The sequence below is a fragment of the Thermococcus kodakarensis KOD1 genome (genome assembly GCF_000009965.1).
GTDB lineage: Archaea > Methanobacteriota_B > Thermococci > Thermococcales > Thermococcaceae > Thermococcus > Thermococcus kodakarensis.
Genome location: NC_006624.1, coordinates 548,197 through 570,769 on the forward strand (window position 1 = coordinate 548,197; position 22,573 = coordinate 570,769).

Sequence of the window (22,573 nt, forward strand, 5' to 3'; positions counted from 1 at the left end):
TCTTTCTTACAGATTATTTCCGTCAGCGGTGATGACCATGGAAAGCGAGGGAAGGAGAGTAGTCCACATAGGCCTGCCGGAGCTTACCGAGGAGCAGATAATCGAGGTAGGTGAGCTCGCACAGAGAGTCGTGATAAAGCACGTCTTTGATGCCCTCAACAGGAGCGACGTGAAGGACATAGAGGTAACGACGAGAATAAACAGGGGCGAAACCCTCGACCTTGAGCTTGAGGTGTACCTTGAGGTTCCGGTTTTCGTGAAAGTTGACGTGGAGAGGCTGATTGACGAGGCGGTTGAGAAGGCCTACGCGGCCGTTGAGAAAAAGCTGAGGGAGATCGCAAATGAAGGGCAAGATAAAGCTTAGACGCTTCCTTGAGACAGCTGGGGACAAGTCATTTCTCCTTCTCTGCCACCATAACGCCGATCCCGATTCCCTCGGCTCTGCAATAGCGTTTGCCCGTTTTCTAAAGGCGAGGGGAGTTGAAAGGGTTAGAATTGGCGTTGCCCAGAGCGTTTCCTCCTACGCGAAGAGGCTTCTCACGCTTTCTCCCGTCCCGGTTGAGAAAAACCCTTCCGTTGATGAAGACGTCGTTGTGATATTCGACACATCTTCCCTCGAACAGCTTGAGCCGATTGATATTCCAAAGGATAAGTTTACAATCCTAATAGACCACCACGTCGAGAAGAAGAACCCGATAACAGCAGATATTTCTGTCGTTGATTCAACGCGAACATCCACGGCTGAGATCGTGTGGGAGCTCTTTAAGTACCTTGGGTTTGCCGATGGTCCCTCCGTTAAAGCCCTCCTTGCCGGGATAGTGACCGATACTGCCAACTTCAGGTTCGCGAACTCGAAAACGTTCAAGTCCGTATCCGAGATGCTTGAGGCTTTTCCGGTTCAGATGGGAGAGATTTTCCAGCTGGTTGCCCCGGTGAACGACGAGAACATTGACCAGGCGAAGAGGATGGCCGTGCTGAAGGCCTGCCAGAGGATGGAGATAAGGAAGTTCAGGAAGTACATAATAGCCGTCTCAAAGGTCTCGGCCTACGAATCCCTTGCCTGCAAGGTCTTCCTCCAGCTTGGGGCGGATATAGCCATCGTTGGGAGCGAGAAGAACGGCGTCAGGATTTCCGCAAGGGCCAGGGAAAGCCTCGTCAGGAAGGGTCTCCACCTCGGGAAGATAATGGAAAAAGTAGGGCCAATCATTGACGGCTCGGGTGGGGGGCACGCAGGAGCCGCTGGGGCAAATGGCAAGAAGAACCTTGATGATGCAATCAAGCTGATACTTAAGGAGATTGAGAAGTTTTTGAGGGAGGTGGGTTGAGTGGCCAGGTGTCCTCTCTGTGGAAAGGCCCTCGACTGGGCCGAGCTGATAAACCAGATGCTCGAAAAGGGTGTTGGTGAGGACGTTTTCAAAGACAGGGATAAGTTCATGGAGACCTTCAACGACTTCGTTTTCAAATGCCCTCACTGCGGTGAGGAGTTCTACGGAAGAAACCTTCCAGCTTCGGAAACCGAAAAGGTGTTCGAGCTGTTGAACGACTTCAAAGGCTCAATAGATTGGGACAACAAAAGGGTACGCCTCAGGCTCAACAGCCTTCTGGCGCTCGATTCAATGCTCGAGAACTGGGACAGGAAGATGTCGCAGAAGAGGTCTTAGCCGACCTCTGAGTTCTAAATCTTTGGAACTACACGCACATTTCGAGAGGATGATTACCACTAGACGCTGTGACACACCGAAAACTTAATATAGAATTCCATGAATATTTTGGTCGGTGGTACCATGAAAAGAGTAATCCCTGCAATGCTTCTGGTGGGTTTGATTTTTTTCTGGATTTTTCGTAACGGCGAGTGATATACAGCTGCCGTATTTCAGGAACCTGGCAAGTGTGAACATCCAGAATGCTGGAGAAGCGCGCGTCTTCGTTTCAGCCCTTTATCCCGAAGGGTTCAGACAGATTGCCGAATACGACATCAAGAACAATAGACAGATTATCCTGAACCTCGGCGACCTCAGAAAGGCCTGGGAAGACGAGTACAGGAAAAACAAAAGGCTGTCACAGCCGCTGATTCTTCTCACGATAGTCACAAAAGACGGCAACGTCTCCATCGAAAGCGTCAGCTTCGATTGGAAGGAACTGCCCCAATCAAGAGGTGTAGTTCCCAAGTTTAGGCCATTAAAGAACGCCGTGAAGACGTCCTCCGAGCAGACAAACGACGTGCAGCCCCTCTACTATTACAGCCGCACGCTGGTGGACTCCTACGAGTGGACAGCACCAACCGTAGTGGCCCAGGTAATCCCGGACAGTTCAACTAAGGGGTACATCTCGTACACCTACTCCATCAACAAGAAAGTTGGGTTCAGCATCAACGCGTTTGTGGACAAAGACTGGACCCGGCTGGCTTCGTACAACATCGTTCAAAAAGACGAAACTGGTTCTCATTACGCCAATTTTCCCCAGGGTAGTCCCTACTACATCTGGATGAACGTCAAATACCGTTACGAGAGATGGAGGGTTTACAGTGCAGGCTGGGTGTGGTACGAAGAGTACGTCTACGTTAAGGACTTTTACCCCAGCACAATAACAGGGGGGACGTCAAAACCATCGGATGCCCAAGTTCCGCCAATTGATAGGTGGATAGATGAAGGAGTTCATGAGTCCACAGGGGATATAGGGTACTATGCGTTCCATATATGGGACCTCAACACGAGCGATTTTGCAGTGGATGTTCTAAAGTTCATCGATATTCTCGAGGCCGTGGGGAAGATAAGCGAAACCGCCGCCGAGAAGGCCAGTCTCGTCGGGCTCTTTATCGACGTGGGTTTTGAATACGACAACATGAAAGCGTTCGACTTTGACCTTTCTTTAGACTCGGATGTGCAAACAAGGCACCACGTCTGGAGGGGAGAGAGCACGGACATATCCACGGTTCCTGTTCTGTGTTTCAAAGTTGATTAATATCTCCTTTCAAATTTTTCGTTTTCATGTTGGAGAAGGCAGTACACGATTGAGCCAGGAGTCCAACCCATAGCCGAAGGGTTAGGCTTTTAGGCTCTATGCATATTTTCTTCTTGGTGGTTTCTGTGGAAGCGGTAAAGAGGTACCTCTCACGAAAAGATTTCAAAAGCGCCTTTAATTCTGCACTTAAAATTGAGGATAGCTTTGAGCGTCTTCTTGCACTCCTGAGAATCTTTGATGAGTTCCCGAGAGAGGAGGTTCTCTCCGAGATGCTCCAAGCCCTTGAGGGCATCGAGGACAAGAGGGAAAAAGCGCTCGCCTATTCCATAGTGGGGAGAGCCTTCTATCAGCTCGGACGCGAGAGCGCAGGGGAGAGGTACATGATACTGGCGGTTTCCCTCGCCAGGGAGTTCTCCTCCCCCAGGATTAGAGGAGAGCTTCTGGCGGGCATTGCCAGAAACCTTGCCATCTCAGACAGGTATAGAGACGCTTATCTGCTCTTCTGGGAGGCCGTTGAGACCCTCCAGTCTGCGAGGGGCCTGTCTTCAGCAGTCCTGTCATCCCTTCTCAGCGTCGCCAGGCTGATTGAAAAAACCGCCGATGAGATAAACGCCCCCATCGCCCTCGACTACTATCGCCTGGCAAAGGAAGTATATGAGTCCCTATTCTTCAACCTCCAGGCAAAAGAGCTTTCCGAGAAAATAGAGCTTATAGAAGAGGTTCTCCGCAGGGGAAAAACCGTTGTTGATTCCCTCGTGGAGAAGGGAGACGTTGAAAAGGCAGTAGACTTAATCCGATTCTTAGACCTCAGGGAGAGGGCCTCGGAAATGCTGAAGCTCAGCTACTGGCTCTTCCTCCACGAGAGGCCGGACCTCGGAAGGAGAGTCTTTGAAGACGCCATGAACCTCATACTCGTTGGAAAGTTCAGACCCTCCGACGAGGAGCTTTTCAAAATAGCAAAGAGAATGCTCCGCATCGGCCTCGTCGAAGAGCCGCTTGTCCTCGCGGGCATCATTGATGACTCCCACCTAGCCTCTGAGCTTTTAGGAGAAGTGGCCATCGCCTACAGGCGGATGGGAGAGCTCTCAAAGGCCCGCTCGATAGCGGAGGGAATTCCCGACGAAAGTGTTAAGAACCGCGTTTTAAAGGCACTGGAAGGTGGTGAAGATGTGGGACACGAGCAAGGATTACCGCTTACTGGTCGCGGAGAAGAGCGTGGAGCTGTTCCTGAAGACGATAGAGGGAGCGAAGTTCAAGGGGAAGTGGGACAAGAAGAGGACAATCCAGCTGGCGAAGGAGATGATTCCTGAGATACAGGCCATGCGCTACAGCTACATTGATCCAAAAGAGCTAGTCGATACACCTCAGATGAAGGCCCTGAAGGAAAAGGCCCTCGGGATAATCGAAGCTCTTGGCGGGGAGGACTGGCACCACAAGTTTCTCAGCTTAGCGGACAAGAGCGAGCGCGAGAAGGTAGAGGAAGCCGTTGCGAAAGTTCGCTTCTTCCTGAATACGATCCTTGGCCTTGACAGGAGACTGGCCTTAGGGAAGATAAACGACCCCGTCATAGCGGTGGACATCAAGGTCGGAGAAGTCATGAGCGTCGCAAAGCACCCGAACGCTGACCGCTTGCTGGTTACGAACGTCAACATCGGCGACAGGGCGATAACAGTCGTTACAAACGACCTCACCGTTAAGGAAGGCAACCGCGTTGCCGTTGCGCTGCTACCGCCAGCAAACTTCCGCGGAATAGTGAGCGAGGGCATGTTCCTCGGTGCAGGAGAGGGCGTTTTGAAGGACGTCAATGGTGAAATCGGCGGCCTTCCGAAGGGAATCCCGCTTGAAGCCCTCAACGAGACGAGGAACATCGTCGAGGCGTTTTTGAAGGGGTGAAACCTTTTCTTTCTTTTTATTAGGAGATTTAGTTTTGGTTGTTCTCAGATCACTCAAAAAGGAAGGGTTTAAGAGGGTTGAAGTCTATAATGAGATTGAACTACTGCTTGTTGATGGATGGGGTGATAAATATGGTTCCGCCTGAGCTGGAAGAGGGGCTTCCCCTCGAAAAGATGAAGGACTTCTCCCTTGAGGAGCTTCTTGGGATGGCCATCAAGGCCGAAATAGGCGCGAGGAAGTTCTACGAGAGCCTTGCCGAGAGGATTGACATCCAGGAGCTTAAGGAAAAGATAGAGTGGCTCGCCGGAGAGGAGAAGAAGCACGAGGAGCTTTTGAGAAAGATCTACGCCAATATGTTCCCTGGGAAGGAGGTTGTCTTTCCCAAGGAGCACATAGGACCGGAGCTCCAGCCCGTCGCGAGGAAGCTTAACGGCGTGCAGGACATCATAGATCTCATCCGCTGGGCCATGAAGGCCGAGGAGATAGCGGCGCAGTTCTATGCGAAGCTTGAGGAGATGGTTGACACCGAGGAGAAGAAGAGGCTCATGCGCTACCTCAGCGATATGGAGTGGGGCCACTACTACAACCTGAAGGCCGAGTACGAGCTCCTCCTTGACTGGGAGATGTACGGCCAGATGATGCACGTCGGGCCTTGAGCCATTTATATTTTAACTTTCCAGCGGGATATAAAGTCCCTCTACTCATCCAGACCAATCCAGCAGGGATTTAAGGTCTATCCTGTGCCCGTTGGATTTGACGGCCGCTTCTATGACGGCGAGATCCTTCAGAGCCTCAAGGGGACTTCCGAGGACGTTTTCCCTTTCTCCCATCACCACCCTGTAGAAGTCTTCAAACTCAAGCTTGTAGCTGTTCTCCGGGTTGACGCCAATTTCCTCCCCGTTGAGGAGTATTCTGTCCCACTCCACGAGCATCCTTCCATCGGTCCCCACTATCTCGAACCTGTCCTTACCTTTAATCGAGTACCCAGCTGTGTAGGTTCCAACAACTCCGCTCTCGAACTCGAGGAGAGACGACATGAAGTCGAGCCCCCCAAGGAGCGGGGAGAGGTCGCGCACGGCAGCGGAAATCCATGCGACATCACCGAAGATGAGCCTCATAGCGGCTACATGGTGCACCCCTCCGTCCGAGAGAAAGCCCCCAACATGCTTCGGACTCTTCCTCCACCCGGTGTGCACGTAGGGGTTGCCCTCGTCCATGCCGACCCACACGTGCCAGCTCGTGAAGACGGGCTCCCCTATTTTCCCCGCATCAATCAGCTCCTTTGCCTTCCAGAAAGCGGGAACGTGCCTGAAGTTCTCGGCGATGTAAACAACGACATCCGAGCCGTTGGCGATTTTTACTATCTCTTTTCCGGTCTTTACATCGGTCGAAATCGGTTTTTCGCATATAACGTGAACCCCGTTTTCGACTGCCTTCTTTATGAACGGAAGGTTCAGTTCAACGGGAAGCGCCAGGTCAACCGCGTCAACCTCTCCCGACCGGAGAAGCTCTTCATAGCTCTCAAAAACTTCCGCTCCGCCAACGAGCTCGGCGCACTCCACGGCGTGCTCCTTTGTCCTGCTCGTGACTGCAGCCACCTCAAAAATGTCGGAAAGCTCCTTTAAGGCCGGAATGTGGAGGGTCTTTGCTGCAATCCCGCAACCAACTATCCCCAGCCTGATTTTCCGCATGTTTTTGCCCCCCTTAAAGAGTCAATATCCAAAAATTCTCGGCGGCATTGAATATAACATTTTTCCGTGATAGCGCGACCGGCCCAAAAGCTTTTTAATTCCAAAGCCCAATGTTTTTAGGTGAGCCTAATAATGCTGGAAGGATTCATAGCGAACCTCTCATCGTGGCTGCTGAGCATCTCAGGCGGCAGCCTGATAATGGTGGCCTTCTACGCGGGCCTGTTCGTTGCCTTAATGACCACCCTCGGCGCCCTTCTTGCCATCTTCGCCAACAGAATGCCGGGCTGGGGCGTGGATGTGAGCCTCTCTTTCGCCGCTGGAGTCATGATAGTGGCAAGTTTTACAAGCCTGATACTCCCGGCCATAGAATCAACGGGTACTTTCACACCAGCGGGCGTTGGAATCCTGCTTGGGGTTATACTCATTTACCTTATAGACCGATTCATTCCCCACGAACACCTCGTCAAGGGCTACGAGGGGCCGAGAGAGTTCAAGGAGCGCCTCAGGGTTGTGTGGCTCATCGTTTTAGCCGTCATCATCCACAACCTCCCTGAGGGGATGGCAGTTGGGACTTCGCTTGTCTACGACCTCGAGAGGGGCCTCATAACGGCGATAGCCATTGGAATCCAGGATTTTCCGGAGGGAACCGTCGTTTCTCTCCCGCTGGCGACCCTCCAGAAAAAGCGCCTCATGCCCATAGTGATGGGTGCACTTAGCGGCGTGGCAGAGATGGTGATGGTCATCCTCGGTGCGTTCCTCTTCACTGTCTTCCACTCGCTATTGCCCTACGGACTTGGAATGGCCGGCGGGGCGATGCTCTACGTTACAGTGAAGGAAATGATACCCGAGATATACAAGAGGGAGGAGAACGAGACGCTGGTCACTCTCGGCTTCTTCCTGGGGTTCTACGTGATGCTGTTCCTCGACTCGATGCTCGGCTGAGTAAGTGCATTTGTTTTTTTCTCTTCTCCTGAGCCTTACAGCAAAATCTGAGAAGTTGGATGATAGAAAAGAGCGGAATAATTTTCAGGGGCTAAAAGACTAAAAATCAGTCCTCCCCGAAAATCCTCTCCACGAACCACTTCTCATCAAAGGGTCTGAGGTCTTCGTAGCCCTGTCCAACGCCGACGAAGAGTATGGGCGCGCCGATTGCATGGCTTATGCTCAAGGCTGCCCCTCCCCTCGCGTCTGCATCGAGCTTGGTGAGTATAACTCCGTCTATCCTCACGGCCTCGTTGAACTGCTTGGCCTGTTCGACAACGGCGTTGCCTCCGAGCGAGTCCCCAACGAATATCACCAGATCGGGCTTGGTGACCCTTGCTATCTTCTTCATCTCGTCCATGAGGTTCCTGTTCAGTTCGTTTCTTCCAGCCGTATCTATCAGGACGACATCAATTCCCCTCGCCTTTGCGTGCTGGATGGCGTCGTAGGCAACCGCGGCAGGGTCTGCGCCGTAGTCGTGCTTTATGACCTTGACGCCAACCCTCTTCGCGTGCTCTTCAAGCTGTTCTATAGCACCCGCCCTGAAGGTGTCGCTGGCAGCTATTACAACGCTGAACCCGTTCTTCTTGAGCCAGTGGGCGAGCTTCGCTATGGTGGTTGTTTTTCCAGAGCCGTTGAAGCCGACGAAGGCTATGACGAAGGGCTTATCCTCTTTCGATTTTATCATCTGGAGCAAGTCGATTTTCTTTTCGGGAGTCAAGATTTCGAGAATAGCCTCTTTCAGGGCTTCCTCTATAATCTTGCCCTTGTTGGTGCCTATCCTGACCTTTCTTCCAACGAGCTTTTCCTTTATCTTCTCGCGGAGGGCTTCGACGGTCTCAAGGGCAACATCGGCCTCAAGGAGTTCAATTTCAAGCTCGTCGAGGGCATCTTCGATGTCCTTCTCCTTTATCTCCACCTGGAGGAGTCTTCCAAGGAATCCGGGTTTTTCTCCCTCTGTCTCTGTGGACTCCTGAACAGCCTTCTGTATTTCTTCCCCAGCCATTGGAGCCTCAACGGCCTTTTCTTCCTCTTCTATTTTCTCCTCAACCTGCTTTGTGAACTTTTTGAGCTTCTCCCTTAGCTTTCCGAACATCTTCACCACCGGTTGGAAAGGGTGTATATCATTATATATGACTATCGGGGTCTGTCCGTCGTGAGTTTTAGGGAGGAACGTGAGTGAACCTCCCTCCATTTAAATCAACCCTCACGACGGACTTGGGCTTCATCACGTTCAGTTCCCCTCTGGGTTCATTGGGGAGCAAATCATCAAGCTCAGCCCCGCTCAGGGCGACCCCAAGTCCCCGCACGAAAACGTTGAACGAACCAACAAACTGCCTGTCAGCCTCAAAACCACAGTTATGACAAACCACCCGCCCGTTTCGGGACTCCAACCAACTCCCACACACCGGGCAGGTGGACGAAGTGTAAGCAGGATTAACAAACTCGACAGGAACACGATAGGAAAGCTTTCCAACGATTTTCTTCCAAGTAGCACGGGAGAGCTTCCTGTTGAACTTCCTCGAACCGTTCTGGAGCATTTTGAACTTGTTTAAATCCTCGAAGACAAAAACTGCATCAGGGAACTCTCTTGAAAGCTGGACTGCAAGCTTGTTCAAATAATCCTCAATCCTGTTCCTTCTCCTCGTCCAGTATTTTTTAAGGAGAACTCCAATCCTCTTTGGAGCTTTCCGCTGAACGCTCTTCAGCCCGTCAATAATCCTGTCATAAGTCTCGGCAATCCTGTGTAGCTCGCTCAAGTCCACTCTAATCCAGCCTTTTTCAGGGTGAAAAATATCGAGGCTCGTTAAGTTACTATCAATACCGATTTTGATTCTTCCAGAGAACTCGACTTCTTTTGAGAACGTTAGTAGAACGTCGTTCTCCCTGATTATTAGTTCACCGACCTTCCAGTCCTTAACCCTTTCATAGAACCACTCCTTTGAGAAGTCCAGCTCGAGGTATTCCTCACGAGGCTTAACTGTGATTCGTATCCTTGAGCCTTCAACCTTCATTAGAGTTGTTTTCACCCTCACGAACTTTCTCTTAACGACTGGCTTCGCTCTTTTTCTCTTCCCTTTGAGGTAGTTCCCTCTCCAGCTTTTGAGGATTGAATAAGCGGTCTTTATAGCAGAATCAATGTAGTGCTTGGCGAAAGGCCAGTCCTTGAGGAGTTTGTTCCTTAATTCTCGCTTAAACTCATTCGACTGTGGAAAATACGGGATTAGGCGGGTCGTCTCATAGTAGTGATAATTCCTGCTTCCAACGGAATACCTGTGCGTGACTTTCTTCTCTCTCCAAGTCGTGTTCTCCGATATTTCATCAATTGCCCTCTGGAGAAGTCTTTGGTATTCTTTTAGGAACGAATTAACGTTCCAGTTGTGCGACATTCTGTATGTGAGAACAAGTTTAGTCATTCTCGACCTCCTCGATTAGTTTTTTCATGCCCTTCTTGAGCTTTTTGTATTTGTGAGAACGCATTCCGTAGAGCTTTCCAGCGAAGTGCGAGATTATGGTTATCAAGTCTTCAATGAGTTCTTCTCGTGGGGGTTTTTCTTTCTCGTTGATTACGATTATCTCTGAACCGTTTTCCTTGAAGAAGAATTCGAGAGTTTTGAAGCCAAAGCGGGTGAGCCTATCTGGATGTGTGATGATGACTTTTGAGACTTCTCCTTTTGCGACGAGTTCGAGGAGCTTGCGATAATTTTTCCTCTTCTCGTTCAATCCTGAACCGATGTCTTTGAGTATTTGGACTTGCCAGCCTCGTTCTTTTGCGTATTGCTTGATAGCTTCAACCTGTCTTTCCAAGTCGTCTTTTTGTGTGTGGCTTGAGACTCTCGCATAGCCAATGATTAGGCCTTTTTCTTCGCTTATGCCGAGAAGTCTTTTTATTTCGCTTTCTGGTATTCTCCTTCGCCCGCCGGGTGTTCTAATGGTTTTGATTTTCCCTTCCTTATCCCATTTTTGGATTGTTTTTGGATGAACTCCGAGGATTTCGCTCGCCTGCTTAACCGTGTAAAGCTTCTCTTTCACTACCATATACTCACAATTAATCACAAAAACATTTAAAGTTTTTGGTTAAGAGAAACAGTTAAAGAAGGCCTCAGCGATAGCTGGTGTCCTCACCGCTCGGACCCGAAGCCACTCATCACGGGCCTCTTCTCCGGATGAACTCCCTGGACTCAACCACTCTGCCATTTTCAATGCGGTACAGCTTTATAACCTCTGCCCCAAGGGTCTCCCTGCGGTAGGCGAGGAGGTAGTCTATGAAGTTCCGTATCTGATAGCGGGTTATTGAGTCCCCGACGTATTTGGGCTCATAGAGAAGAATGAGCTTGTCCCGATTTTCTTCCAGCCAACCGTAAAGCTTTTTCCGTTCTTCTTTCGAGCGAGAGAGCGGGTTTAATATTAGATACGCATCAAAGCCTGGATTCTCAAGGGGGTCGCCGATGAAGACATCTCCATCAACAACGAACGGAAGTCCTTCCGCCAGAATTTTGTATCCCTCTCTAGCCCACTCATTGATGAATATCCTCGCTATTCTCCGAGGGCTTCCCGTCATCAGGATTCTCCCCGATTTAAGATAAACGAGATCACTCAGCTTCATTCCAATCGGGAGTTACTCCTTGAACATAGTTAAAAAGGTTTTCTAGCACATAAAATATATTCTAAAAACGCTTCAAGTTATTGGAAAATCGTCAAGAATCTTTCAGAATACCTTAACAGACCACAAACTATATATTTCCCCCTAGACCCACACCATAATGACAAACCTTTCAGGGGTGTTCCCATGAAGAAAGCTGTCTTTGCCCTGTTGTTGATAGGGCTTGTGGGATTCAGCGTAGTGGCCAGCGGCTGTATCGGCGGTGGCGGAGGCGGATCCGAGAAGATAAAGATTCTGTACACGTACACGGGGTCCTTTGGAGACGCGGCCAAGGGTAAGCAAGCGACTCAAGCACAGCTCCAGCAGGGGGCCTGGGTGATCTACCAGGTTGCTGGAGGAACGGGTCTGGGCGTTTTTGAAGCCATTAACGATTATCTCAAGGCTAACAACAAGAAGATGGGTCCCCCGTTCGCTATTGGTGTTGATTCAGCCCAGGATTGGATCAAACCCGGTGCAATAATAGCAAGCATGATGAAGCGCGTTGATGTCGGTGTTTACAACGCCGTCAAACAGGCAGAAGAAAACAAGTTCGAGGGTGGCGTCGTTGAGCTCGGTCTCAAGGAGGGTGGCGTTAAGCTCTCCACAATAGACGATGTAAAGGCCATGTTCAATGCCCTCCCCGAAGACACCAAGAAGAAGAAGCTCCAGGAACTTGGCTTCAACAGCGAAGATGAGCTCTTCCAGTTCCTTGAGGAGACGAGAAACCAAGTTCCCGACTGGATATGGCAGGCCGTTGATGAGCTTCAGAACAAGATAATAAACGGGGAGATAGTTGTCCCCAAGGCCACAAGTAAGGACCAGATAGAGCAGCTCAGGAACGCCGAGGACTGGGCGGCTATGGAGAACCTCGCCAAGGAATGGGCAAAGAACGAGCCCAAGGCACAGACCTACTTCAACGAGACCCTCAACCAGAGGGAGAACACCAAGAAGATAGCGATCGTTTATGATGTTGGTGGCAGGGGTGACCTGAGCTTTAACGACATGGCCTACCTGGGCGCCTCAAGGGCCGCAAAGGACTTCGGACTTCAGATTACTGAGCTCCAGAGCAACAGCGAGAACGACTACCTCCCCAACCTCAGGAGCCTTGCCAAGAGCGGTGAGTACGACATAATCATCGCAGTCGGCTTCATGATGACCAACGCCGTAAAGCAGGTCGCTCAGGAGTACCCGAACCAGAGGTTCGTCATTATAGACGGCTACGATCCAGAAATGCCACACAACGTCCAGATGGTTCTGTTTAAGGAGAACGAGGGATCTGCCCTTGCGGGGGCTCTGGCTTCGCTCATAGCCCTCAACGACGGCAAAGATACCATCGGAATAGTCCTCGGCATGGAGATTCCGGTCCTCTACAAGTTCGAGGGAGGCTACCGCTTCGGTGCTTACTGGGGACTTGACTACTACGAGAACCACAAGAAGTGAACCCTTTTCTTTTTCTCTTTCCTTGGTGGGGGTGATAGCATGGAAGAAAAAACGCCGATACTTGAGATGAGGGACATCGTCAAGGTTTATCCCGACGGCACTAAAGCCCTTCACGGGGTTACCGTTCAGGTTTATGAGGGCGAGATACTTGGTCTCCTCGGTGAGAACGGTGCTGGAAAAACGACTCTTATGAAGATCCTCTTTGGAATGCTCAAACCAACAAATGGTAAAATCTTTCTCAGGGGGAAAGAGGTTCGGTTTAAAAGCCCCGCCGACGCCATAGCGAACGGTATCGGCATGGTTCACCAGCATTTCACGCTCGTTGATGTTTTTACGGCCCTAGAGAACATTATCCTAGGTATGGAGGGTCACGGCTTATTCTCCAAGATAGACCTAGAAAAAGCGCGTGGAGAGATCAAGGCCCTCATGGACGAGCTGAACTTTCAGGTCCCCCTCGATGTCCCAGTGGAGAACCTCCCCGTCGGCGTTCAGCAGAGGGTCGAGATACTGAAGATGCTCTACCGAAACGTGGACATACTGATCCTCGACGAGCCCACGGCTGTTCTAACGCCAATAGAGGTCAAGGAGCTCTTCGCTGTTCTAAGGAAGCTAAAGGCCCAGGGCAAGACTATAATCTTCATCAGCCACAAGCTCAATGAGGTCATGGAGATAACGGACCGCGTCACAGTTATAAGAAAGGGCAAGGTGATCGGGACTGTTAAGACGAGCGAGGCAACTCCTCAGCTTCTAGCGAGAATGATGGTCGGCAGGGACGTAGTCCTTAGAATACAAAAGCCTCCAAAGGAGCCTGGAAACACGGTTCTTAAAGTTGAGAACCTGTGGGTCAAGGGCGATCGCGGAGAGGAAGCCGTAAGGGGAGTTTCCTTTGAGGTCAGAGCGGGGGAGATATTTGGAATAGCGGGTGTTGAAGGCAACGGTCAGAGCGAACTGATAGAGGCCATATCTGGCCTTAGGAGAGTCGAAAAGGGTAGGATATACCTCAATGGAGTCGACATAACCGGCAAAAGTCCCAGGGATCTCTACGACATGGGTTTTGCACACATACCGGAGGATAGAACCCACATGGGGCTCGTAATCGAGATGAGCGTAATGGAGAACTCGATTCTCGGAATGCACTGGAGAAAGGAGTTCTCACGTGGCTTTGGGCTTATAGACTGGGGCAGGGTCAAGAAACACGCTAGTGAGCTTATAGAGGAGTTTGAGATAAGTGCCCCTGGTGTGAATGCACCAGCGAAGAGCTTAAGCGGTGGAAACCAGCAGAAACTCATCGTTGCCAGAGAAGTCAGCAAAAAGCCAGAGTTTATAATCGCGGCACAGCCTACAAGAGGCGTTGATGTGGCTTCAACCGAGTACATCAGGAACTACCTCGTGAAGCTCAGAAACGAGAACAAGGCGGTTCTCCTCGTCTCGGCTGATCTCGACGAGGTTCTCCAGCTGAGCGACAGGATGGCAATCATGTACGAGGGGCAATTTATGGGGGTTGTTAAGCCCGAGGAAGTTACCGAGGAGCAGATCGGCCTTATGATGGGAGGTGTGAAAGCATGAACGTCAAAGGGTACTGGAAGCCCCTGGCAGAGAGTATCCTGGCAATCCTGATAGGGGCAGTGATAGGGGCCATAGTCCTCTGGCTAAGCGGATACAGCGCCAGTTCTGCGTACTACTGGCTTATAGTTGGCTCCCTCGGTTCTCTCGACGGCATAGCCGAAACCCTGGCAAAGTCCGCCCCGATAATGCTCACGGCCATAACGTTCGCGCTGGGCGCAAGAACGGGTCTTTTCAACATCGGTGCAGAGGGATCCGTTTACTTTGGGGCAATCGCTGCGATAATAACAACGCAGTACATTCCCAACCCACTCATTGGGCTCCTGGCGGGTCTGATAGTCGGCGCGCTCTGGCTCCTCCCTGCCGCGATCCTCAAGGTTTATCGGGGGGTCCACGAGGTCATATCGACAATAATGCTCAACTGGATAGCCCTCTATCTCGTCAGCTGGCTGGCTGTAAGCGTCTACTACAATCCGAGGGATCCGAACAGTACCCTCTCGATTCCCCCGAGCGCTAGGCTCCCGCTCTTAATGGAGGGCACGAGCCTTTCCCTCGCCTTCATAATAGCCGTATTCACCGCTATCATTGTGTATGTGATAATGTGGCACATGAAGCTGGGCTACGAACTCAGGGTAAGCGGACAGAACCCGAGGGCCGCCGAATACGGCGGAATCAGTCCAAAGAAGGCTACGATATGGTCTTTCCTGCTCGGGGGTATGACCGCGGGTCTGGCAGGGGCCGGGATTGTGATGGGAACACCTCCGAGCTACGCTATAACCCAGGGATTGGCCAACATCCAGAACTACGGCTTTGATGGAATAGGCGTGGCCCTCGTGGGCAGGAATCATCCACTTGGGATAATATTCTCTGGAATCCTCTTCGGTGCATTGAGCGCCGGAGCGACCGCAATGCAGCAGCATGCCCACGTTCCACTCGAGATGATCAAGGTCATTGAGGGAATAATCATCATTGCCGTGGCGGTTCCTGGTCTCTACGACCTGACAACCAGGTGGTTCCGGAGGGAGAGGGCATGAACGAGACGATGATAATAAGCCTCGTCCTTGGTTCCCTCTCAGCAATGGTTCCAATAGCACTGGTCAGCATAGGGGCGACGATAAGCGAGAGGGCTGGCGTGGTCAACATCGGATACGAGGGAATCCTGATGTTCTCGGCCTTCTTTGGAACGATGATAGCCGAGTGGGCCGGCAATGGATGGGTTGGACTCCTGGGAGGAGCGCTGGTTGGACTCCTCCTCGGTGCACTACATGGTTTCCTGACGGTCTACCTTAAGGGTGACCATGTCATTCCTGGAATCGGCCTGAACCTCTTAGGCTACGGTAGCGTGGCCTTCGGAATAATGGCCTATTGGGGAACGGCAGGACAGCATCAAGTTCCCGACACAGTCAAGGTCGAGCCGCTCTGGAGGGACGCATTCGGCAACTCACTGAGCCCAATGGTGGTGATAACCATAGCAATAGCCATCGTCTCCTGGTGGGTTCTGTTTAAGACCCCCTTTGGGTTGAGGATCCGCTCCGTTGGAGAGAATCCCGAAGCCGCCGACGCCCTGGGAATAAACGTTGAGCTGTACAGGTTCACAGCGGTTTTAATAGCCTCCGCCTTAGCGGGAGTGGGGGGAGCCTACCTCAGCGTGGACTGGCTCGGGACGGTTACCAAGAGCATAGCAGCCGGAAGGGGATTCATAGGACTGGCGAACATGGTGTTCAGCAACTGGAACCCGCTGGTAGCCCTTGGTGGGGCGTTCCTGTTCGGTTTCTTTGACAACCTGTCATTCTACATCCAGAACAATCCCTGGCTTGCTGGAACGATACCGTGGCAGTTCATAGCGACACTCCCCTACGTGGTTACTCTCCTGGTGGTCGCGGGAATAATAGGAAAGGCAAAACCGCCGAAGGCGGACGGAAAACCGTACAAGAGGGAGTGATGTCCTCTACTTTTTCATTATTACCCCAAGGGCAGTTCCGAGCACTATCCCCGTGAGCAGCGAAAGCAGGATGTACCGTTCGGTGTTTGTTCCCGTTTCTTTTCTGGTTTCCTGGGGTGTTTCTCTGAGGCTTTCACCTTTGAGTGCCTCTATGATGGCAGCTGTATTCTTCACCAGCCACTCCGTGTAGTTGCCCGAGCTCCAGAAGACCGTTATTCCTGCAAGCGGTTTCTCGCTCTTCTCGGCCAGCTCCATCATGGCCTTCTTCATTTGATCCGGACTGTCGAGGCCGTACACGAGAATGTCCGCTTCCTTGGCTTTCTCAACGAGCGTGTCAACGCCCTTGGCCGGGACTTCCTCCTCAGGCTTCAGGGCCTCAACAGCCTTAATTCCAAGCCACTCAAGGGCGTACTGGTCGGGCGGCATCTGAATGACTGCGGTGGCGTTTGAGTTGATGAGGGCCCTGTACGCCTCAACTATCCCCAGGACTCTTGCTTTAAACGCCTCAAACTGGAGCCTGTACTCGTTTTCCCTTGCAGGGTCGCTTTGAATCAGCGCTTCCTCTGTTGCCTCCGCTATCGCGATGGCGTTGTATGGGTCGAGCCAGACGCCGTGTGGGTTGTCCTTCTCGTTGTACCAGTGCTCCTTGAGGTATCTGAAGCCGTATTTTTTGTAGTCGTCCACGAGGAGTATCTTTCCGGCAATCTCGCCGTTCTCCTTGAGTTCCACCATCCGCTTCTCGACCGGAAGGTGGCCACCGGTGGTCACTATCACACTGGCCCTCTGGACGAGTTCAACCTGCTCCGCTGTCATCTGGTAGTCGTGGGGGTCGACGCCGGGGGGTATTAGGACCACTACGTCAACCCCAGGGAAGGCCTCCCTGACTATCGAGCCAAGCGGCCCTATCGTGGCCACTACCAGTGGCTTCTCTCCGCTGGCCGTTGCTGGGGGAAAGAAGAGCCCGCTTAGAGCGATTACAACGGCTACAATTAACAGTGCCCTGCGCATGTTAGATCACCCTAATCCACCATAGCGCCCCCCCCTTTAAAAGCCTTCCACAAAAAACATAAAAACTTCAGTTTTTCAATTTATACTCGGTGATAACATGAAGAAAGTATTTGCCGCAATAATAATTCTGGCAATACTGGGAATTAATGCAACCCTTGCCGCGCCCGTTGAGAACGGCACTGTGTACATAAGCGAGAACGTAAAGGTCCAGATACACCCGAACGAGGAACTTCTTGGAATAGTCTACTACCTGGCCTTCGGCAACGACACCTTTGTTATAGACAGGGGGGACTATATAGACGAAGTGGAAGCCCATTTCGGGAAATACAGGAACTCAACGGCTGTGATTCTCCTTAGGGACTACCTCTCACGTTCTAATAGATTTACATGGAAGGACACGTACTTAGCCCGAATTGAGATGCTGCTCGTACGCTGTTCAGAGCCCCCGGAGCTTAAGATACCCGAATATTTAGAAGAGTATTATTCTGAAGAGGGTGTACCAGAGTATTACCGCGAGTATTTCAACTGGTTTAAGAACGAATTCCTGCCGGCCCTGAGAGAGTTTGCCAACGAAACCGACTTCATGGAGTTTTACAGGACTCATCAGGATTACTACATGGAAGACCTAAGGCTCTACGGAGGAGCTCTTTCACTCATTCCGCCCGACGAGTTTATGGAGGAGCACGCCGGTGTCTCCAACGTCACGTACGTCTTCTTCCACCCGTATCTGGTTGCCATCCATGGCCACAGCCTGACAACCACGGAAAACAACAGGACGGCATGGGGGGCTGCGGGATTCCTTCCGCTCGTGAGGAGGGACCCTCAGAGGACGGTGTGGAGCTACAAAACCGCCCGCGACACCATGATGGGACTCCCCCTCAACAGGGACCTCATAAACAGCACCGGCCTCGACGAACTGCTCTATCTGAACTTCATCTACCACGAGCTGGGACACGACGTCACTATTCCTGTACTGAACACCCTGGACCTGTATACCTACTCTTACGTGATAGACGCCGCGAGGGACGATATGCCTTACCTCACCACCTACGACGGTCACTATGTCGGCCTTACTATGATCTACGAGGGCTTTGCGGATGCTTGGGCAGATTACGCCATAAGCCACGTCAACCACAACTACACCCTCCTTGCGATGCAGATGCAGAAGGCGTGGGGAGAGTTCTGGGTCGAATGGCTTTACAACGAGATTCAGAGCTGTGCTCTCGACGTTAAAAGCGGGGAGCTCAAAAACATCTCCCTCTGCGTTCCCCGCGCGCTGGAGTCCCTTGAGAAGTTCGCGTCCCCCGAAAACGTCACCAAGGTATACAACCTTGAGGTGCCGGTTACCCCCGTAAGGGCCCTCGATAAAGGATGGTTTGGTAACAGAGTCGTTGTAATCTATGGAACGGCCAACCTAAGCCCAACTGAAAGTAGAAACATCAAAAGCTTCGCCGATGAGGTTGCAGAAATCCTGAGGAAATTCTACAGAAGAAACGGCGGAATAGACGACGTTGTAGTCAAAGCCGACGTGAACGTTACCCCTTCGGATTTAAGTTCCCACCTTGTACTAATCGGAACCCCCTCGACCAACAGGATCGTTGACATCTTCGACGACTACTTCCCGATTCGGCTTGAGAGGGCCGGCGAGGGATGGAGAGTAATCCGCGAGAACAACGTCACCAGTTTCCTCCTCCTTGACGAGGAAAGCCCCCTCAGGGCAGTCTACGGCAATACCTCCGTCGCGGCTGGTGGGTTCCAGACGGTCGACAAAGCGGCCCTTTTGATGGCGTCCGTAAACCCATACAACACGTACTATTACGTGGTCTGGATCGCGGGAACGGACGAAAACATGACTAAGTTGTTCAAAAACCCCACCTACTACCTGAGCAGCTACGAGATATGGACGCCCGGGGCCATTGAGGTCGGGTTCTACAACAAACCCCTCGCGGAGAGGCTCAGCGAGTCGTTCAACGCAACCCTTCTATTAAGCCCGCAGACGACCACAACGACCACAACAACCGTCAGGACTGACACTACCACAGTGCCCGAAACAACCACTACGTCCGTCGATTCCTCAACCACAACAACTCCCACGACCTCGCCATCTAAAAGTCAAACAACGAGCCCGGTAGAGACTTCAAGAACTACCGCGACGGACAAAAACATGTGCGGACCAGCGGCTCTCGTTGGCCTAGCAATAATACCGCTTCTCATCAGAAGGAGAAGGTAAAGAAGTGGAAAAGTTCATTCCTTCTCTTTTTTTCCGTTTCCGTTGCTCTTGATGTGCGGCTTGCCGATGGCTATCGTGAATCCCTTGAAGCTGTCGTCCTTCCTGTGGAACTCTATCGCCAGGGGAAGGTCGTTGTCCTCGTTGAAGACTATCCTCACGATCCTAGCGCGGGAGTGGTCGTTGAGGTAGGTCTCCTTGAGCTCCTCGTAGTTCTCTATTACCTCGTCGATGCTCTCGCTGTGCATTTCGTATATCTCGCGGGAGTAGACGCTGTGGTTCTTGATCTCCTCAACCTTCTTCTCCCTGTCCAAGCTACCACTCCCTCAGGCTTTGAGCCACTTCCCTTCCCTGAACTTAAAAACCTTCCTCATTTCAGCCATCCTGAGGGCCTCTTCGAGCTTGCCCTTCGGGACTTCGAGACCGTGGAGCTCCTTGAAGAGCTCGATTATCTCGTCGGTGCTTACCGCTTCCTTTTCCTCAAGAATGTTGCTCACGAGGTTTATCATATCCTCGACGAAGTTCCACGGGAAGACTATCCAGGCCCAGTCTATCTCCTCTCCGTAGTACTCGGGCTTGAAGCGGGAGCCTCTGATCGTCAGGAGTGTTGCAGTCCTGACTTCCGCAGGGCTCTTGCTCTCGACGTAGTTTTTGGCCAGCGTCAGGCTCTCACCAGTATCGCTGATGTCGTCGACGATGAGAACCTTTTTCCCGCTGAGGTCGTAGTTCGTGCCGTACTTGAGCTTGGCCTTGCCGTCCGGAGTAGCGGTTACTCCCCAGTGCTCCACCTTGAGGCTTACAAGGTCTTTGATTCCCAGGTAGTCGCAGTAGAGTCTCGCCGCGACCCAGCCGCCCCTGGCGAGACCAACCACCACATCTGGCTTCCAGCCTTCTTCCAGAATCTTCCAGGCGCCTTCCTTCGCCCACCTTTCAATGTCTTCCCAAGAAGCGAGCCTTGCAGGAAACTTCTTCATTGGATTTCCCTTAACGGGGCGAGGTGAATGTTATATTTAAGGTTTTTGGATAACGTGAATTGCCATGGATGTGACTATTGTGTTCTGGGGCTCTAATGGAGGGTGTTGTTTGGCTGGGTTTTGAACAGTCGCCGATTTTCCTATCGTCAAAACGAGAAGAGAAACGTTTTAACTGCTTTTACAGACGTAAAACTGTGAATGTCATCAGAGGTGATAAAAATGGCTGACCCCAAGATAGAGGCACTGTTCAGGCCCAAGAGCGTAGCAGTTATAGGCGCTTCTGGAAAGCCTGGGAAGATAGGATACGCAATTATGAAGAACCTCGTCGATTACGGATACGAAGGAAAGATATACGCCGTCAACGTTAAGGGCGGCGAAATTGAGATCAGCGGAAGGAAGTTCCCGGTCTACAAGAGCATTCTCGATGTTCCCGACGAGGTTGATATGGCCGTCATCGTTGTCCCTGCCAAGTTCGTTCCGCAGGTCGTTGAGGAGTGCGGCCAGAAGGGCGTTAAAGTTCTCCCGATCATAAGTTCGGGCTTCGGTGAGCTCGGTGAGGAGGGCAAGAAGGTTGAGCAGCAGCTCGTCGAAACTGCCCACAAGTACGGCATGAGAATTCTCGGCCCGAACATCTTCGGTGTCGTTTACACCCCCGAGAAGCTCAACGCAACCTTCGGTCCGACCGACGTTCTCCCAGGCCCGCTTGCCCTCATCAGCCAGAGCGGTGCCCTTGGAATAGCCCTTATGGGCTGGACAATCCTTGAGAAAGTCGGTCTCTCCGCTGTAGTTAGCGTTGGAAACAAGAGCGACATCGACGACGCTGACCTCCTCGAGTACTTCAAGGAGGATGAGAACACAAGGGCAATCCTCATCTACATGGAGGGCGTTAAGGACGGAAGGCGCTTCATGGAAGTGGCCAAGGACGTCAGCATGGTCAAGCCAATAGTCGTCATCAAGGCAGGAAGGAGCGAGCGCGGTGCTAAAGCAGCCGCTTCCCACACTGGTTCACTCGCCGGTAGCGATAAGGTCTTTGACGCCGCCTTCAAGCAGAGCGGAGTCATAAGAGCCTACACCATCGGCGAGGCCTTCGACTACGCGAGAACCCTCAGCAACCTGCCCGAGCCCGAGGGAGAGAACCTCGTCATCCTCACCAACGGCGGTGGAATAGGCGTTATGGCTACCGACGCGGCAGAGGAAGCCGGTCTGCACCTCTACGACAACCTCGAGGACCTCAAGGTCTTCGCCAACCACATGCCGCCGTTCGGCTCCTACAAGAACCCGGTTGACCTCACAGGTATGGCCGGTGCCGAGAGCTACGAAGGTGCTATAAGGGACGCCCTCGCCAACCCGAACATGCACAGCATAGCGGTTCTCTACTGCCAGACCGCCGTCCTCGACCCGAGGGATCTGGCTGACATAGTCATCCGCGAGTACAACGAGAGCGGCAGGAAGAAGCCGCTCGTGGTTGCCATCGTCGGCGGTATAGAGGCCAAGGAAGCCATCGACAGGCTCAACGAGGAAGGAATACCGGCCTACCCAGAGCCGGAGAGGGCAATAAAGGCCCTCGCAGCGCTCTACCGCTGGAGCAGGTGGAAGAAGAAGCAGAAGAAGGAGTGATCTCCTTCCCATTCATTTTTTGGTCTTGAGACACCACACGTATCACTCGTAGACGAGTTTTAGATTTTTGGTTGTGTTCAGTAACTCATCAGCAAGTTCCTCCGGGATATCTCGCGGATCACCGTATTTCCCAATCTTTCTTGCTATGCGAGAAATCTCCCTAAAGGTTTCAATATTCGTCCGGATAGTCTCGGTCCTATTGACTCCCCTCTTGGAGCGTATGTCAATAAAGAATCTTTCAAGGTTCCCGAAGGCCCTTCCAATCTTGTAATACTTGAAATACCCCTCGTATAACTCATAGCTTAAGAAGATGAAAACCCTCTCAACATGCCTAGCCATAAGGTAATAAGCACCCGCGTATTCGACTATCTCATCTTCCGAAGCATTTTTCTCAAGGAGATCCTCAAAGGCTCTATCCATGTAACCAAACTCAAAGATATCCTCGGCTACTGTCAAGTACACCCTACCCCAGCTCTCCTCACGAACCGTTCTGGAGAGTTTCAGGTCTTCCTCAGCTTTGTGCCACGAGTACGTGGTGAAGAGGGCAACCAAAACCAACGCACCAATTGCCAGAGCACATAGTCTCTTCAATGAACTCACCTAATAACATATAGGCTCAAATGCTTATTAATG

General features: G+C 51.8%; 23 protein-coding genes. 14 read left to right on the top strand and 9 right to left on the bottom strand.

Annotated features, from left to right (window positions below):
* The first annotated feature begins 37 nt into the window (after window positions 1–37).
* The 7 genes from TK_RS03180 to TK_RS03210 all read left to right on the top strand — a co-directional run bounded on the left by TK_RS03180 (window position 38) and on the right by TK_RS03210 (window position 5,510).
* Complete coding sequence (locus TK_RS03180) at window positions 38–364, top strand: DUF3194 domain-containing protein (protein ID WP_011249595.1); 327 nt, start codon at window positions 38–40, stop codon at window positions 362–364.
* A complete protein-coding gene (locus TK_RS03185) occupies window positions 342–1,325 on the top strand; it encodes a DHH family phosphoesterase (RefSeq protein ID WP_011249596.1) in 984 nt (327 codons plus the stop codon). The genes TK_RS03180 and TK_RS03185 overlap by 23 nt, the downstream gene beginning before the upstream one ends.
* On the top strand, window positions 1,326–1,661 hold the full coding sequence (locus TK_RS03190) for a hypothetical protein (RefSeq protein ID WP_011249597.1): 336 nt from the start codon (window positions 1,326–1,328) through the stop codon (window positions 1,659–1,661).
* A gap of 229 nt (window positions 1,662–1,890) precedes the next feature.
* On the top strand, window positions 1,891–2,961 hold the full coding sequence (locus TK_RS03195; protein ID WP_011249598.1) for a hypothetical protein: 1,071 nt from the start codon (window positions 1,891–1,893) through the stop codon (window positions 2,959–2,961).
* A gap of 116 nt (window positions 2,962–3,077) precedes the next feature.
* Entirely contained in the window at window positions 3,078–4,271 is a 1,194-nt protein-coding gene (locus tag TK_RS12195) for a tetratricopeptide repeat protein (RefSeq protein ID WP_232500606.1), read from the top strand.
* Window positions 4,177–4,854, top strand: a complete 678-nt coding sequence (locus tag TK_RS03205) for a tRNA-binding protein (RefSeq protein ID WP_232500607.1) — start codon at window positions 4,177–4,179, stop codon at window positions 4,852–4,854. The genes TK_RS12195 and TK_RS03205 overlap by 95 nt, the downstream gene beginning before the upstream one ends.
* Window positions 4,855–4,985: 131 nt before the next feature.
* A complete protein-coding gene (locus TK_RS03210) occupies window positions 4,986–5,510 on the top strand; it encodes a ferritin family protein (RefSeq protein ID WP_011249601.1) in 525 nt (174 codons plus the stop codon).
* A 45-nt stretch (window positions 5,511–5,555) separates the two neighbouring features.
* Here the strand turns inward: TK_RS03210 and TK_RS03215 are convergent, their stop codons facing one another.
* On the bottom strand, window positions 5,556–6,545 hold the full coding sequence (locus TK_RS03215) for a Gfo/Idh/MocA family protein (RefSeq protein WP_011249602.1): 990 nt from the start codon (window positions 6,543–6,545) through the stop codon (window positions 5,556–5,558).
* A gap of 132 nt (window positions 6,546–6,677) precedes the next feature.
* On the opposite strand from TK_RS03215, the gene TK_RS03220 reads away from it, so the two are divergent.
* Window positions 6,678–7,487 carry a ZIP family metal transporter gene (locus TK_RS03220; RefSeq protein ID WP_011249603.1) on the top strand — a complete coding sequence of 270 codons (810 nt, stop codon included), beginning with the start codon at window positions 6,678–6,680 and terminating at the stop codon, window positions 7,485–7,487.
* Between the two features lie 106 nt (window positions 7,488–7,593).
* On the opposite strand, the gene ftsY is transcribed toward TK_RS03220, so the two are convergent.
* From ftsY to TK_RS03240, 4 genes are all read right to left on the bottom strand, one after another.
* Window positions 7,594–8,622: a signal recognition particle-docking protein FtsY gene (gene ftsY, locus TK_RS03225; RefSeq protein WP_011249604.1), complete on the bottom strand. Its 1,029-nt coding sequence runs from the start codon at window positions 8,620–8,622 to the stop codon at window positions 7,594–7,596.
* Between the two features lie 67 nt (window positions 8,623–8,689).
* Entirely contained in the window at window positions 8,690–9,943 is a 1,254-nt protein-coding gene (locus TK_RS03230) for an RNA-guided endonuclease InsQ/TnpB family protein (RefSeq protein ID WP_011249605.1), read from the bottom strand.
* Entirely contained in the window at window positions 9,936–10,565 is a 630-nt protein-coding gene (locus TK_RS03235) for an IS607-like element ISTko1 family transposase (protein WP_011249606.1), read from the bottom strand. The genes TK_RS03230 and TK_RS03235 overlap by 8 nt, the downstream gene beginning before the upstream one ends.
* A 109-nt stretch (window positions 10,566–10,674) precedes the next feature.
* A complete protein-coding gene (locus TK_RS03240; protein WP_011249607.1) occupies window positions 10,675–11,133 on the bottom strand; it encodes a hypothetical protein in 459 nt (152 codons plus the stop codon).
* Between the two features lie 183 nt (window positions 11,134–11,316).
* Between TK_RS03240 and TK_RS12340 the strand changes: the two genes are divergently transcribed.
* Genes TK_RS12340 through TK_RS03260 form a run of 4 tightly spaced genes read left to right on the top strand, consistent with a single transcriptional unit; the run spans window position 11,317 to window position 16,114 of the window.
* Window positions 11,317–12,609, top strand: a complete 1,293-nt coding sequence (locus tag TK_RS12340) for a BMP family ABC transporter substrate-binding protein (protein WP_011249608.1) — start codon at window positions 11,317–11,319, stop codon at window positions 12,607–12,609.
* A 39-nt stretch (window positions 12,610–12,648) separates the two neighbouring features.
* Window positions 12,649–14,175, top strand: coding sequence for an ABC transporter ATP-binding protein (locus TK_RS03250; protein WP_011249609.1), 1,527 nt, complete (start codon window positions 12,649–12,651; stop codon window positions 14,173–14,175).
* Complete coding sequence (locus TK_RS03255) at window positions 14,172–15,206, top strand: ABC transporter permease (protein WP_011249610.1); 1,035 nt, start codon at window positions 14,172–14,174, stop codon at window positions 15,204–15,206. Before TK_RS03250 ends, TK_RS03255 begins: the two co-directional genes overlap by 4 nt.
* The gene (locus tag TK_RS03260) at window positions 15,203–16,114 is read left to right on the top strand and encodes an ABC transporter permease (protein ID WP_011249611.1); all 912 of its coding nucleotides are present in this window, start codon (window positions 15,203–15,205) and stop codon (window positions 16,112–16,114) included. The genes TK_RS03255 and TK_RS03260 overlap by 4 nt, the downstream gene beginning before the upstream one ends.
* 6 nt (window positions 16,115–16,120) lie before the next feature.
* On the opposite strand, the gene TK_RS03265 is transcribed toward TK_RS03260, so the two are convergent.
* Window positions 16,121–17,122, bottom strand: coding sequence for a metal ABC transporter solute-binding protein, Zn/Mn family (locus TK_RS03265; RefSeq protein WP_011249612.1), 1,002 nt, complete (start codon window positions 17,120–17,122; stop codon window positions 16,121–16,123).
* A 97-nt stretch (window positions 17,123–17,219) separates the two neighbouring features.
* On the opposite strand from TK_RS03265, the gene TK_RS03270 reads away from it, so the two are divergent.
* Window positions 17,220–19,352 carry a CGP-CTERM sorting domain-containing protein gene (locus TK_RS03270; protein WP_011249613.1) on the top strand — a complete coding sequence of 711 codons (2,133 nt, stop codon included), beginning with the start codon at window positions 17,220–17,222 and terminating at the stop codon, window positions 19,350–19,352.
* Between the two features lie 14 nt (window positions 19,353–19,366).
* On the opposite strand, the gene TK_RS03275 is transcribed toward TK_RS03270, so the two are convergent.
* Window positions 19,367–19,663 (bottom strand): hypothetical protein, encoded by a 297-nt coding sequence (locus TK_RS03275; protein WP_048053674.1) that lies wholly within the window; start codon window positions 19,661–19,663, stop codon window positions 19,367–19,369.
* A gap of 12 nt (window positions 19,664–19,675) precedes the next feature.
* Window positions 19,676–20,323, bottom strand: coding sequence for a phosphoribosyltransferase (locus TK_RS03280; protein ID WP_011249615.1), 648 nt, complete (start codon window positions 20,321–20,323; stop codon window positions 19,676–19,678).
* A gap of 219 nt (window positions 20,324–20,542) precedes the next feature.
* Here TK_RS03280 and acs point away from each other — a divergent pair, with 219 nt between their 5' ends.
* Window positions 20,543–21,940: an acetate--CoA ligase alpha subunit gene (acs, locus tag TK_RS03285; protein ID WP_011249616.1), complete on the top strand. Its 1,398-nt coding sequence runs from the start codon at window positions 20,543–20,545 to the stop codon at window positions 21,938–21,940.
* 42 nt (window positions 21,941–21,982) lie between these two features.
* On the opposite strand, the gene TK_RS03290 is transcribed toward acs, so the two are convergent.
* Window positions 21,983–22,540, bottom strand: coding sequence for a hypothetical protein (locus TK_RS03290; RefSeq protein WP_232500608.1), 558 nt, complete (start codon window positions 22,538–22,540; stop codon window positions 21,983–21,985).
* Window positions 22,541–22,573 lie beyond the last annotated feature (33 nt).